Origin of the sequence: Gemmobacter nectariphilus DSM 15620, from assembly GCF_000429765.1 — a bacterium.
GTDB classification, from domain to species: Bacteria; Pseudomonadota; Alphaproteobacteria; order Rhodobacterales; family Rhodobacteraceae; genus Wagnerdoeblera; species Wagnerdoeblera nectariphila.
In genome coordinates, this window is sequence record NZ_AUCM01000039.1 from 1 (window position 1) to 12,042 (window position 12,042).

Here is a 12,042-nt window from a genome sequence, read left to right on the forward strand (position 1 = left end):
CGCCGCGGCCCCAGCGCGCGGCGGCCGAAGATCTTCGCGGTGTCAGTCAGCGATGCGATAGATGCGCTTCCCGTCGACCTTTTCGGAGGTGACGGTCAGGCCCAGCTTCTTCTTGAGCGCGCCGGACAGGAAACCACGTGCGGTGTGTGGCTTCCAGCTGGTCGCCTCGGCGATCTCGTCGATGGTCGCGCCGCCCTCGGCGCGGAGCATCTCGATCAGTTTCGCCTGCTTGGTGCCCGGGCGCGGTGTGCGCGCCTTGGGCGCGGGATCGGCCTCGGCGGGGGCGTGCTGCGGGGCCTCCGCACTCGGTGCCCCGTCGGCGCCCGTGGGCGCGCTGTCGCCGCTCTCCGGCTCGATGCCGATGGCGGCGAGGCCCGCATCGGTGATGTGCAGGAGGATGGCGCGGCCGTCCTCGTCGTTGCGCCAGACGCGGTTCAGCGCAGAGTCGGCCTTGGTCCGGTTGCCGGTCACCGTTTCGGCGATAAACCCGCGCTTCAGCATCGCGCCGACCACCTTGGTGGCAGCGCCCCCGCGGAGCGAGCCGGGGAGCGGCAGAATATTGCGGTCGTCGCGCTGCGCGGCCGCGCTCAGGATCAGGAGCTGGGTGTCGGAAAGCTTCGTCATGGTCGTCTCCGTCGCATCGGGGCGCGCGGGATGCGGGCCCTTCTACGAGGTCGAGCCCGCCATTCGGCGGGCGGGACCCGGGAGGACGATCGGTTACTCGGCGTGTTCGCCCTCGCCGAAGGCGCTGTCGGTGATCCGCTTCAGGAGGCTGGCGTAATGCTCGAGGGTGCCGACATGCCCCAGTCGATCTCGTCGGGGTCGGTGTCGAAATGGTCGTCGCTGAGCGCCGACAGGCGTTCAAGCATGGCGTCGATCTCGAACTTCGCGGCGAGGAAGGCGTCGATGGCTGAGGCTCGGGTCTTGGACTGGTTGCTGTTCGTCATGGCTGTTTCCTTCATCCTGGCGTTCACAGTCATGCTCTGAACGACGAGATCATCAACCGGATAAGACGATCATTTTGTTGCTGTTTTTGACGCCGGCGCCGCTGCAACGCTGGCGCAGGGAGTTCTGACATGGCGGGACGCAAGCCGCTGCCGACACATCTGAAGCTGGTGAAGGGCACGGCCCGTCCGCATCGCCTGAACAAGGCCGAGCCGAAGCCGGTGGTGGCGACGCCCGAACCGCCTGACCATCTCGACGGGCCTGCCAGGGACAAGTTCATGGAGATGGCGGAACTGCTTGCCCGCCACGGCGTGATGACGGAACTGGATGCCGGCGCACTCGCCCGCTACGTCGTGATCTGGCGGCGCTGGCTGGAGGCGGAGCAGGAAGTGAAGCGCCGTGGGCCGGTGGTGAAGACGTCGAATGACAACATCATCCAGAACCCGTTCCTGGCTGTGGCCAACAAGTGCCTGGCGCAGATGGCGCAGATCGAGGCCGAGTTCGGGCTGACGCCGTCCAGCCGCTCGCGCATCCGTATGGCGGAACCCGCCGAGACGAGCGATCCGTTCGAGGAGTTCCTGAACCGTGGCCGCAAAGCCTAGTTCCCGTGCTTCGCGCGAACGGGGTGATGGCGGCAAGAAGGCTCCATCCTGCCCGGTCACGGCCTACGCGCGCGCAGTTGTCAGCGGGAAGATCGTCGCCGGCCGGTTCGTGCGTCTGGCCTGCGAGCGGCACCTCGCGGACCTGAAGGTGGGGGCAAAACGCGGCCTGGTCTGGGATGGCGCTGCGGCACGACATGCGATCGACTTCTTCGGCCATCTGCGCCACTCGACCGGCGAATGGGCGGGCGAGCCCTTCGTGCTTCAGGGCTGGCAGCAGTTCGTCGTCGGCTCGCTCTATGGCTGGAAGCGCAAGGATGGATTGCGCCGCTTCCGCACGGCCTATGTCGAGGTGGCGCGCAAGAACGGCAAGTCGGTGCTTCTGGCCGGCACGGCGCTCTATGCGCTGATCGCCGATGGCGAGCCCGGTGCGCATGTGTATTCGGCGGCAACGACGCGCGATCAGGCCAGGATCGTCTTTGGCGAGGCCGAGCGCATGGTGGCGGCGAGTTCGGCGCTGCAATCGAGGATCACACGCACGGTGAACAATCTGGCCGTGCTGCCGACCTCGTCCTGGTTCCGGCCGCTGTCGGCGGATGCCAGCAAGATGGATGGCCTGAATATCCACTTTGCCGCCGTCGACGAGGTGCATGAGCATCCGGGGCCCGAGATCATCCAGAAGCTGAACACGGCAACGGGATCGCGACGCCAGCCGCTGATCTTCGAGATCACCACGGCTGGCTATGATCGCCATTCGGTGTGCTGGCAGCATCACGAATTCTCGGTGAAGGCGCTGGAAGGCACGGTGCCGATGGAGTCGTCGGACAGCTGGTTTGCCTATATCGCCACCATCGATGAGGGCGACGACTGGACCGATGAGAAGGTCTGGGTGAAAGCGAACCCGAGCCTTGGCGTCACGGTGAAGGTCGATGATCTCCGCCGTCAGATTGACGAGGCCAGGGAAATGCCGGCGCAGCAGAATGCGATCCGCCGGCTGCGCCTCAACGAATGGACCGAGCAGGTCACGCGCTGGCTCGACATGGCGGTGTGGGAGGAAGGCGGTCTGCCGGCAACAACCGACTGGCGCATCGTCAGGCATGAACTGGAGAAGCTGGAGCAGAAACTTCTTGGCCGCGAATGCTATGGCGGTCTGGACCTTGCCCGAGTCAACGACCTGTCAGCCTTTGTCCTTCTCTTCCCGCCGACGCTGGATGACGAGCTTGGCCACCTTGCCGACAAATGGATCGTCACCTGCCGGTTCTGGATCCCCGAAGACGATATCCTGCGTCGAGTGCGCCGGGACCGCGTGCCCTATGATGTCTGGCGCGACCAGGGCTTCCTCACCGCCACCCCCGGCAACGCCACCGACTTCGCCTTCATCGAGGCGGCAATCCTCGATCTGGCCTCACGCCATGATCTGCGGGAGCTGTCCTATGATCGCACCTTTGCCGGCGAGATCGTCCAGCATCTGCAGGATGAAGGCTTGAACCTGGTGCAGTTCGGACAAGGGTTTTTGTCCATGGCGGCACCCACGGCGGAGCTGGAGCGGCTTTCGGTGTCACGCTCGCTCTGGCATGGCGGCCATCCCGTACTGCGATGGAACGCCTCCAATGTTGCCGTGCGCCATGATCCGGCCGGCAACATCAAGCCGGACAAGGAACGCTCCAGAGAGCGCATCGACGGCATTGTCGCCATCTGCAACGCGCTCGGGCGGGCGCTGGCCCGCGACGTCAATGCCGGCCGCTCGGTCTATGAGACCCGCGGCATCCTGATGCTGTAAAGAGCTGACGAAAGAACCCAATGGCATTCTGGTCGAACTGGTTCGGCGGCGCAAAACCGCCGGCCGCCTCTCCGCGTGCGTCGTTCCAGGATGCGGGTGGCGGGATCGTCATCACCACGGCGCAGCAGCTGGAAGAGGCGCTGCGCTCGGGAACGGTGACCGCCTCGGGGGCTGCGGTGACGCCCGACAGCGCCATGCGGGTGGCGGCCGTCTATGCCTGTGTGCGCATCATCTCGGGTGCTGTGGCGACATTGCCGCTGCACATCAAGCGCCGGGTGGATGAGCGCACCCGCGAAGACGCCTCCGACACGCCGATCTGGACGGTGCTGCGACGACGGCCGAACCGCTGGCAGACGCCGTCGCAGTTCCGCCGCATGCTGCAGGCGCATCTGCTTTTGCGCGGCAATGCCTACGCCATGATCGTGCGGTCACGCGGACTGGTGCAGGAACTGATCCCGCTGCATCCCGACCGGGTCGAGGTCAGGCAGACGGACGATCTGGCGCTGGAATACATCTACACCCGCCAGGACGGACGGCGCATCCGGCTCCGCCAGGATGAGGTGTTCCATCTGGTCGGGCTGACGCTCGACGGCGTGCATGGCGTGTCGGCGATTGCCTACGCCCGCGAGACCATCGGCCTGTCGCTCGCCATGGAAGATCATGGTGCCACCACCTTCCGCATTCTCCTCCGTTGGCCGGACAATTCCGGCTGCGTGATCGGCTCGGAACGATCGCGGGCCATGAGGGATTCTTCGCGCCCCCTTGGCCGCTCCGCCCCGGCGGCACGGGACGCCCGTGCCGATGTTCCCCGGTTTCCGGAACCATCGCACAGGGGAGGTCTAACGACCATGAAAGTCGTGAATGATCAGATATCGAAGAATTCTATGGGTCTGACGCGGCCTACAGGGTTTCCCAGTGGGTCTCGAGGGAGATCTGCGTCGTGATCCAGGTGTAGAAGCTCGCGGTCAGCGGGTTGTGGATGTCGTGCTCGGGCACGACGAGATGATAGCTCGCCTGCGTCGGAAGCTGGCGATCGGACAGGATGACGAGCGCGCCGCTGGCGAGCTCGTCCTCCAGCAGGAATTTCGGCACCAGCGCGACGCCGAGGCCCGAGACGGCGGCGCTGATCAGCGAGGAGATGTGCTCCAGCCTGTGGCCGAGGCCGATGGGCGCGTGGTCGGGGAGGTTCTCGAACCAGACCGTCCATTCGCGCGGGCGGGTCGACAGGTGGAGCAGCGGCGCGCGGGCCAGCACCTCCTCGCCCGAAAGGCCGCGGAGCGCCTCGGCGCGCAGCAGGAGCGGGCTGGCCACCGGCACGACCGTCTCGTTGAAGAGGAACCGGCACATGCCCTTCGGCCAGGCCGGCGCGCCGTAATGGATCGCGGCGTCGAGCGCGTGGTCGGCAAGATCGAACGGGCCGTCGCGGGTCGCGATGTTCAGCGAGATGCCGGGATGGAGGGCAATGAAGCTCGACAGGCGCGGGATGAGCCAGCGCGAGCCGAATGTCGGCAGGACGGCGATGCTGAAGATCGAGGTGGCGTTGGCCGCCGTGATCGTCTGGATGACGAGCTCCTCGGCCTGTTGCAGCAATTGCAGCGCCTGGGGGCGGAACTTGCGGCCGGCGGCGGAGAGCTCGATGCGCCGGCGCACGCGGTTGAACAGGACGACGCCGAGCTGGTTCTCCAGCTCCTGGATCTGCCGGCTCACCGCGCTCTGCGTCAGGTTGAGCTCCTGGGCGGCGAGCGTGATGCTCTGGTGCCGCGCGGCGCTTTCGAACGCCTGCAACCGCTCGATGCTCGGCAACAGGCGCCGGTTGAATCGTATGGAGGAAACCATCTTCGATGCGGGTCGCTCTTCCGATGCCTGCCGGCGCAATGCGGTCCGGTTCCATTTCATCGCGTTAGCGCCGGGCGCGCAAGCGCCTCGCCCGGCGGCGCGGTGCCATGGATGCGCCGCGCCGCCGGTCGCTGTGCAAGCCTTCAGAGCTTGACGTCGGCGGGAATGTCCTCCGGCTCGACGCCGGCGAGCTTCATGCCGTTGGTCAGCCACTCGGTCATCTGGCCGATGCCGCGGTTGTACTCCACCCACACGTCGAGGAAGTTCTTCCAGTCGAGATTGTCCTCCTTGGGGATGGCGAGGCAGGCGGGCAGGCCGATCACCGGCTCCGTCAGCATCGAGAACTTGCCGATGCTGGGGTTCTTCTTGACGGCGGTCATGCCGAGCAGGGCGGCGAAGACGGCGCAGTCGACGCGCTTGCTCTGCAGCGCCAGCATCACCTCGTCGCGCGTGGCGAAGGCGGTGATGTTGGCTTTCGGGGCGAACCGGCGCGCGGCCATTTCCTGCGTCGAGCCGAGGTCGACGGCGACCTTGATGTCCGGATTGTTGAGCTCGGACCAGGTCGAGATCGACAGGCTCTCCGGCGCGACCAGCCCGTAGCCGTGCAGGAAGTAGGATTTTGAGAAGTTGATCGACAGCGAGCGCACCGGGGTCGGCGTCAGCGACATGGCGATGTCGGCCTTGTCGGTCTGGAGCTGGATCACCGAGTTGCCGTAGGTCGAATCAACGAACTCGATCTCCACCTCGAGCAGCTTGGCGATGTCCTTGGCCATCTCGACGCAGGCGCCCGACCATTCGCCCGACACCGCGCTCTTGACGAAATAGGGCGGCTCGCCGACGAGCGCCGCCACGCGCATCTTCTTGGCGGCGCGGATCTTCGCGAGGGTCGAGGGCGCTCCTTGGGCCTGCGCCGCGCCACCGGCGGCGGCGGTCCCGGCGACGGCGATGGACCCGGCCGCGGCGAGCTGCACCAGCCTGCGCCGCGACACCGCCTGGTCGAATGCTGTTTTCGAAGTCGTCATGTCATTCCCCTTTCTTGGTTTGATCGGTTTCGGCTTCCGGAAACGGAAGCTGGTGCGGATAGGCGAGCAGCCTTTCCAGCCGCTTGCCGAGGGCGAGCAGGCGCGGCTCCCCGCCGCTGCCGCCCATCAGCTGGATGCCGAGCGGCCGGCGCGCGGCATCGCGCAGCACGGGCAGCGACAGCGTCGGCGCGCCGGCGCAGTTCGCCACCACGTTGAGGTTCTCCCGTTGCAGGAAGTAGAACTTGTCGACCGTGGTCAGCGGCGTCGGCCCGACCGGATAGCCGGGCAGCAGCAGCGCACTGATGCCGCCGAGCGCCCGCGCGATCTCGCCGGCGAGCCGCCGGCACTGGCGCAGGGCCAGCGCGTAGGCGCGGCCGGGGATGCGCTCGCCGAGCAGGACCCGGTTGCGGAACACCTCGCCGAACTTGAGATAATCGCGCCGCACCTCGGCGGCGAAGCCGTCGGCGACCTCGCGCATCATCACCACGGAGCTCGCCGCGTGGATGGCGCGCAGCGAGGGCAGGGGAACGGTCGAGACGGCGATGCCGTCGGCCCGGAAGATGGCGCAGGCGCGCTCGTAGGCGGCGAGGCTGTCGGGGCTGCATCCGAGCGCGGCGATCCATTCCGGCTCCGGGATGGCGAGGCGCGGCGCAGCGGCCTCCTCCGCCCCGGCCGCGTTGCCGTTGCCGTCCACGATCACCGCGTAAATGGCCGCGCAATGCGCCACCGAAAGCGCCATCGGGCCGACGCTGTCGAGCGAGGGGCTCAACGCACACATGCCGTCGAGCGGCACCCGGCCGTTGCCGATCTTGAGGCCGACGATGCCGCAATGGCTGCTCGGCAGGCGGATCGAGCCGGCGGTGTCGGAGCCGATCGAGGCGTGGCAGAAGCCGGCGGCGACCGAAACGCCCGACCCGCTCGACGAGCCGCCGGGAAACAGCTCGTCGTCCCACGGGTTTCGCGCCGGCGGGAAGGGCAGGTCGAAGGCCGGCCCGCCGAAGGCGAATTCGTGGCAATTGGCCTTGCCGACGATGACCGCCCCGGCGCGCCGCAGGCGGGCGACGAGCGTGGCGTCCCTTTCCGCGACGCGGTCGAGCCGGCTGCGCGAGCCGCAGGTGGTGGCGACGCCCTCGACGTCGATGATGTCCTTGATCGACACCACCATGCCGTGCAGCGGCCCGCGCTCGGCCGGATCGAGCGCGTCCAGTACGGCCGCCTGCCTGCGCGCCTCGTCGGCCATGACGTGGGTGAAGGCGCAGAGCCGTTCCTCATGGCGCGCGATGCGCGAGAGCAGGGTTTCGACCGTGCGCGAGACGGCGCCGGGCGAAGCCGCGCCCGCGATGTCGGAACCGCCTGCGGGCAGGGAGGCTTCATTCATGGCGCACGACGCTCCCGTCGGTTTTGGCCAGCGCCTCGTTGGCGTCGATCTCGCCGAGCAGCTCGGCGAGGATCGCCAGCCCGCGGGCGAAATCGGCGCGCTCGGCGTCGGAGGCGCCGTCCGGGAGGATGGTTTCCAGCAGCAGCGCGATCTCGGGACTGGGGTGGGTCTGTTCGGTCATCGTCGCGCCCTAGCGGTTGAAGTGGGAAAGGAAGGAGCGGGTGGCCGCGTGGACGGGATTGGCGATCACCTGCTCGGGCGGTCCTTCCTCGACGATCAGGCCGTCGCGCATGAAGACGACCCTGTCGCCGACATCCCGCGCGAAGGCGATCTCGTGGGTGACGATGATCATCGTCATCCCTTCGTCGGCGAGGCCGCGCATCACCGCCAGCACCTCGCCGACCAGCTCGGGATCGAGCGCGGACGTCACCTCGTCGAACAGCATCACGTCGGGCTTCATCGCCAGCGCCCGCGCGATCGCGATGCGCTGCTTCTGGCCGCCCGACAGGAAGGCGGGATAGACGTCGGCCTTTTCCGCCAGCCCGACCTTTTCGAGCAGGGTGAGGGCCTCGGCGCGCGCCTGCGCGCGCGGCTGCTTCAGCACCGTCAGCGGGCCTTCCATGACGTTCTGCGCCGCCGTCATGTGCGGGAAGAGGTTGAAATGCTGGAAGACCATGCCGGTGCGGGCGCGGAAGGCCGAAAGGGCGCGGTCGCCCGGCAGGCGTTTGCCGGGGCCGAAGGCGAAGCTGCTGCCGTTGACGCTGACGCTGCCGCCGTCGGGCACGACCAGAAGGTTGAGACAGCGCAGCAGCGTCGACTTGCCCGAGCCGGACGGGCCGATCAGGGCGACGACGCCGCCCTTCGGCACGGTCAGGTTGATGTCGCGCAGCACCGTCAGCGCCCCGAACGACTTGCTCAAGTTGCGGATCTCGATGATGGCGTTCTGTGAACTCTCCCGCATCGCTCAGCCCTTCACGTCGAGGCGGCGCTCGAGCTGCTGCACCAGCAGCGTCGCCGGGAACAGGATGGCGAAGTAGATCACGGCCACCGTGGTGTAGACCTCCAGCGGCCGGTAGGTCTCATGCGTCACCAGCTGGCCCTGATAGATCAGGTCGGGCAGGGCGAGGACCGAAACGAGGGAGGTGTTCTTGAGCTGGAGGATGGACTGGTTCATCAGCGGCGGCACCATGCGCCGCAGCGCCTGCGGCAGGATGATGCGGCGCATCGTGTCGGCCCGGCGCATGCCCAGCGCCTGCGCGGCTTCCCGCTGGCCGCTCTCGATCGAGATGATGCCGGCGCGGATGATCTCGCAATAGAACGCGCCGCCATAGAGCGACAGCGCCAGCATCCCCGCGGTGAGCGCGGAAATCTGGATGCCGAGCAGCACGGGAAGCGCGTAGTAGAACCAGATCAGGATGACCAGAAGCGGCGTGCAGCGGAAGATCTCGACCAGGAAATGCGTCGGCAGCCTGACGATCCGCAGCGGCGACAGCCGCGCGAACGCCTCGACCAGGCCGACGAGCAGCCCGCCGACGATGCAGGCGACGGTGTAGTAGAGCGTGTTGAGCAGCCCGACCGCGAGGACCTCGCGGTAGGTGTAGATCACGTCGAAATCCCATTGATACATGCGTTGCGTCCTCCAAGCGGCCGGGCGGCGCCCCCGGCCGCGGCATCTCAGGATTCGACGATGAAACCGTGACCGAACGGATCGGCAGGGTCGATGACGAGCTGGGAAATCCCCATCATGTAGGACTTGGCCCCGATGGTCGGCAGGACGCAGGGCCGCCCGTCCGGCAGGGTCGAGCGCGCGGCGGTGCCGGTGAAATGCGTCCCGAGCAGGCTGCGCTGGACGAAGGGCTCGGCCGGATCGTGGGCCCCGGTGGCGACGCGAAGCGCGATATGGGCGCTGCTGCCGGTGCCCGAGGGCGTGCGCCCCATGCGGCCCGGCTTGTAGACGTTCGCCGCCAGATAGGCGCTACCGCGCCCGGCCTCCTGCTGTGCCGTGAAGGTGAACAGGTCGAGCGGGACGAGCTTGCCGCTGGCCGGGTCGGTCAGCGGGCTCGCCGCGCCGATGCTCTCCCACAGCGCCTGCGCCGTGGCGACGATGCGCGGCTCCGCCTTCTGCTCGAGGTCCAGTCCCGCCGAAGCGGCATCGATGAAGCCGTAATAGAGGCCGCCGAACGCGACCTCGACCTGAAGCGTCCGGCCGTCGGCCAGCGCGACCTCGAACCCGCCGACCCGGTAGGAGGCGACGTTGCTGAAGCGAACCTCCCGCACCACGCCGCCGGCGACGTCCGCCTCGATGGAGAGCGGGCCGAGAACCGTATCGAGGACGAAGCGCGTGACCGGCTCGGTGACAGGCACCATGCCCATCTCGATCAGGGCGGCGGCGGTGGCGAAGGTGCTGTCGCCGCAGCCGTCGAACGTGCCGGACGGATGGAGGAAGATGACGCCGAAGGCGGCCTCGTCGCTGACCGGATCGGTCAGCACCGCGCCGAGGAGGTTGCGATGGCCGCGCGGCTCGCGCAGCGTGGATTCATGTAGCCAGGACATGGTGCGAAGGTAGAACTCCGCCTTCTCGCGCATCGTCCTGCCCCGGATCGCCGGATGGCCGGATAAAATGGTGCGCGAGGCCTGGCCGTGATGATGATCGACGCAGGTGATGACATTCCTGGAAAACATACGAAAACGCCCTTCGATTGCAGCGGCGGCCGATGACGGCCTGGGCCTTTCCCGTTGGGAAACGGCCTGTTCCTGCGATCAGAGTAAAGGCCGGCAGGACGACTACAAACGTCGATTTCGGATAAGTTCATGCGATAAAATCATGCAAAAGCGCATGGAATCGGCCTGCGGGCTCAAAATCGCGCGGGCTTCTCGGCCGGCGCGCCGTTTCGTGCTATAGCTTGGAGCATGACCCGGTCGGACGCCATCGCCGTCATCGCCAACCGCGAGGGGCGGGACACGCAAGCCCTGCTGCGCGCGGCTGCGGACGGCTGGGGCCGGGCGGGCGCGAGGGTCGTCGGCGTGCTGGCGGAGGACGGCGACGCCGAAGGCGAGTGCAGCGCGGCGTTCCTGCGTGACATCGCCTCGGGGAAGAGGTTCTCCATCCATCTCGACGCGGCCCCGGCCGGCACAACATGCCATCTCGACACGGCCGGCATCGACGACGCCTGCGCCGGGCTTCTTCCCCAGATCGCCGGCGCCGATGTCGTCGCCCTCAGCAAGTTCGGCAAGACCGAAGCGATGCGCCGGGGCCTGTGGGCGGCTTTCCGCGAGGCCATTGCTGCCGGCAAGCCGCTGCTGATGACGGTTTCGGCGAAGCACAGGGACGCGTGGACGGCGTTCGCGGGCGAAGCCGTCTGGCTGGAGCCGGATGGCGGATCGATAGAGCGGTGGCGGCACGCGCTGGAGGGGCAGGGCCGGCGATAGCCGCCTGCCGCCGCCTTCTACCGTCCCCGGCCGTCGGCGGCGGCCCGGGCGGTTTCGGCAGCGCCGGGCCTCAGCGCTGCGCGGGCCTCGTCGAGGTCGCGCAGCGCCGAGAACAGGGCTTCCCGGTCGCGCAGATGCGCGTCGTAGAGCGCGACGAAGATCGAATTGGTGGTGACATGCGGGCCCGGCGCTTCCTGGGCCCGACGCAGGCTTTCGTCGGCGGCGCGCTTCGCGGCGCGGACGGCGGCCAGCGATGCCTCGACGGCGGCGAAACCGTCGCGATAGCAATCCCGCTCCGCGACTTCGGCGAGCGCGTCACGCGGTGGTTTGTAATGCATCATGCCGAAATTCTCCCGGCTGGAGCGCCGTCGCCGCCCGGCCGTGTTCCGCTTTTCGCCCTTCGTTCCGCTGGCCGGCGGCACGGCGATGCCGCGCCGGCCGGCCCGGATTCGCGATCTCGCGCTAGATCCCCTTCAGCACGTTGCCGGCGACAAGCACGAGGAAGGCGACCAGCAGCAGCCAGTAGCTGTAGGCCCCGAGTGTGCCCAGCGAAATGCCGATCACCGGCAGCAGCGAGATGACGGCCAGAACGATGGCGATGATGAACACGATCTTGGTCGGTGCGCTCAGTTCCATTTTCCCTCTCCATAGTCCTCGCCGGACACGCCCGGACCATTCCGGGCGCAGCGGCGCAGCGAATAGTATGTAAGGGGTGCCTGGTCCCCACCTTCTGCTTGATTGGTTAACCTGCGACTGCGCGCCTGTTGGATATCGGGCGGGAGTTTCGCGATGGCGACTACGGTGGAGTTTCTCAGGGACTACGGGGTTGAGATACGGGCCAATGGCCAGAAGCGATGGCCGGACGAGGTCAAGGCGCAGATCGTTGCGGAAACTCTGAAGCCTGGCGTGACGGTGAACGCGGTTGCGGCACGGTATGGGCTTCGGGCGAACCATCTGTCGGAATGGCGCGGTCGGGCGCGGGACGGGAAGCTGGTTCTGCCTGCGCCGGAGCAGGATGGCTTTTGCTTTGCGCCTCTCGTGCTGTTGGATGGA

At 67.5% G+C, this 12,042-nt stretch carries 15 protein-coding genes and 1 pseudogene; 5 read left to right on the forward strand and 11 right to left on the reverse strand.

Annotated elements, in window-relative coordinates; translation table 11 throughout:
- Positions 1-42 precede the first annotated feature (42 nt).
- The gene (locus G481_RS0118125) at positions 43-624 is read right to left on the reverse strand and encodes a DUF3489 domain-containing protein (RefSeq protein WP_028031252.1); all 582 of its coding nucleotides are present in this window, start codon (positions 622-624) and stop codon (positions 43-45) included.
- A gap of 93 nt (positions 625-717) precedes the next feature.
- Positions 718-947 (reverse strand): annotated as a pseudogene (locus G481_RS25695) (hypothetical protein).
- A gap of 129 nt (positions 948-1,076) precedes the next feature.
- On the opposite strand from G481_RS25695, the gene G481_RS0118140 reads away from it, so the two are divergent.
- The 3 genes from G481_RS0118140 (at position 1,077) to G481_RS24545 (ending at position 4,268) form a co-directional block, all read left to right on the forward strand.
- The gene (locus G481_RS0118140) at positions 1,077-1,547 is read left to right on the forward strand and encodes a phage terminase small subunit P27 family (RefSeq protein WP_028031254.1); all 471 of its coding nucleotides are present in this window, start codon (positions 1,077-1,079) and stop codon (positions 1,545-1,547) included.
- 148 nt (positions 1,548-1,695) lie between these two features.
- Entirely contained in the window at positions 1,696-3,324 is a 1,629-nt protein-coding gene (locus G481_RS0118145) for a terminase large subunit (RefSeq protein WP_211235235.1), read from the forward strand.
- Positions 3,325-3,344: 20 nt separating this feature from the next.
- The gene (locus tag G481_RS24545; protein ID WP_245595006.1) at positions 3,345-4,268 is read left to right on the forward strand and encodes a phage portal protein; all 924 of its coding nucleotides are present in this window, start codon (positions 3,345-3,347) and stop codon (positions 4,266-4,268) included.
- On the opposite strand, the gene G481_RS0118155 is transcribed toward G481_RS24545, so the two are convergent.
- The 7 genes from G481_RS0118155 to G481_RS0118185 all read right to left on the reverse strand — a co-directional run bounded on the left by G481_RS0118155 (position 4,225) and on the right by G481_RS0118185 (position 10,242).
- Positions 4,225-5,220 carry a LysR family transcriptional regulator gene (locus G481_RS0118155; protein WP_211235236.1) on the reverse strand — a complete coding sequence of 332 codons (996 nt, stop codon included), beginning with the start codon at positions 5,218-5,220 and terminating at the stop codon, positions 4,225-4,227. The genes G481_RS24545 and G481_RS0118155 overlap by 44 nt on opposite strands.
- A gap of 83 nt (positions 5,221-5,303) precedes the next feature.
- Entirely contained in the window at positions 5,304-6,182 is an 879-nt protein-coding gene (locus tag G481_RS0118160) for a transporter substrate-binding domain-containing protein (RefSeq protein ID WP_028031257.1), read from the reverse strand.
- A 1-nt stretch (position 6,183) separates the two neighbouring features.
- The gene (locus G481_RS24550) at positions 6,184-7,560 is read right to left on the reverse strand and encodes an amidase (protein ID WP_051294651.1); all 1,377 of its coding nucleotides are present in this window, start codon (positions 7,558-7,560) and stop codon (positions 6,184-6,186) included.
- Positions 7,553-7,741, reverse strand: coding sequence for a hypothetical protein (locus tag G481_RS0118170; protein ID WP_028031258.1), 189 nt, complete (start codon positions 7,739-7,741; stop codon positions 7,553-7,555). Before G481_RS0118170 ends, G481_RS24550 begins: the two co-directional genes overlap by 8 nt.
- A 9-nt stretch (positions 7,742-7,750) precedes the next feature.
- Positions 7,751-8,521: an amino acid ABC transporter ATP-binding protein gene (locus G481_RS0118175; RefSeq protein ID WP_028031259.1), complete on the reverse strand. Its 771-nt coding sequence runs from the start codon at positions 8,519-8,521 to the stop codon at positions 7,751-7,753.
- A gap of 3 nt (positions 8,522-8,524) precedes the next feature.
- Entirely contained in the window at positions 8,525-9,187 is a 663-nt protein-coding gene (locus G481_RS0118180) for an amino acid ABC transporter permease (protein ID WP_028031260.1), read from the reverse strand.
- A gap of 47 nt (positions 9,188-9,234) precedes the next feature.
- On the reverse strand, positions 9,235-10,242 hold the full coding sequence (locus G481_RS0118185) for a proline racemase family protein (RefSeq protein WP_028031261.1): 1,008 nt from the start codon (positions 10,240-10,242) through the stop codon (positions 9,235-9,237).
- Positions 10,243-10,470: 228 nt separating this feature from the next.
- Between G481_RS0118185 and G481_RS0118190 the strand changes: the two genes are divergently transcribed.
- A complete protein-coding gene (locus tag G481_RS0118190; RefSeq protein WP_028031262.1) occupies positions 10,471-10,989 on the forward strand; it encodes a DUF2478 domain-containing protein in 519 nt (172 codons plus the stop codon).
- 17 nt (positions 10,990-11,006) lie between these two features.
- Here G481_RS0118190 and G481_RS25275 read toward each other — a convergent pair whose 3' ends face one another.
- Together G481_RS25275 and G481_RS26110 are read right to left on the reverse strand one after the other, a co-directional pair.
- The gene (locus G481_RS25275) at positions 11,007-11,330 is read right to left on the reverse strand and encodes a hypothetical protein (RefSeq protein WP_051294652.1); all 324 of its coding nucleotides are present in this window, start codon (positions 11,328-11,330) and stop codon (positions 11,007-11,009) included.
- 121 nt (positions 11,331-11,451) lie between these two features.
- Entirely contained in the window at positions 11,452-11,625 is a 174-nt protein-coding gene (locus G481_RS26110; RefSeq protein ID WP_154664683.1) for a hypothetical protein, read from the reverse strand.
- A 153-nt stretch (positions 11,626-11,778) separates the two neighbouring features.
- On the opposite strand from G481_RS26110, the gene G481_RS0118205 reads away from it, so the two are divergent.
- Positions 11,779-12,042, forward strand: a 264-nt coding sequence (locus G481_RS0118205) for a transposase (RefSeq protein ID WP_028031263.1), incomplete at its 3' end; no start/stop codon positions are given.

Coding starts and splice junctions, on each gene's coding strand:
- G481_RS0118125 (WP_028031252.1), bottom strand. CDS start 624: ATGACGAAGCTTTCCGACACCCAGCTCCTGATCCTGAGCGCGGCCGCG.
- G481_RS0118140 (WP_028031254.1), top strand. CDS start 1,077: ATGGCGGGACGCAAGCCGCTGCCGACACATCTGAAGCTGGTGAAGGGC.
- G481_RS24545 (WP_245595006.1), top strand. CDS start 3,345: ATGGCATTCTGGTCGAACTGGTTCGGCGGCGCAAAACCGCCGGCCGCC.
- G481_RS0118155 (WP_211235236.1), bottom strand. CDS start 5,220: ATGAAATGGAACCGGACCGCATTGCGCCGGCAGGCATCGGAAGAGCGA.
- G481_RS0118160 (WP_028031257.1), bottom strand. CDS start 6,182: ATGACGACTTCGAAAACAGCATTCGACCAGGCGGTGTCGCGGCGCAGG.
- G481_RS24550 (WP_051294651.1), bottom strand. CDS start 7,560: ATGAATGAAGCCTCCCTGCCCGCAGGCGGTTCCGACATCGCGGGCGCG.
- G481_RS0118170 (WP_028031258.1), bottom strand. CDS start 7,741: ATGACCGAACAGACCCACCCCAGTCCCGAGATCGCGCTGCTGCTGGAA.
- G481_RS0118175 (WP_028031259.1), bottom strand. CDS start 8,521: ATGCGGGAGAGTTCACAGAACGCCATCATCGAGATCCGCAACTTGAGC.
- G481_RS0118180 (WP_028031260.1), bottom strand. CDS start 9,187: ATGTATCAATGGGATTTCGACGTGATCTACACCTACCGCGAGGTCCTC.
- G481_RS0118185 (WP_028031261.1), bottom strand. CDS start 10,242: ATGTTTTCCAGGAATGTCATCACCTGCGTCGATCATCATCACGGCCAG.
- G481_RS0118190 (WP_028031262.1), top strand. CDS start 10,471: ATGACCCGGTCGGACGCCATCGCCGTCATCGCCAACCGCGAGGGGCGG.
- G481_RS25275 (WP_051294652.1), bottom strand. CDS start 11,330: ATGATGCATTACAAACCACCGCGTGACGCGCTCGCCGAAGTCGCGGAG.
- G481_RS26110 (WP_154664683.1), bottom strand. CDS start 11,625: ATGGAACTGAGCGCACCGACCAAGATCGTGTTCATCATCGCCATCGTT.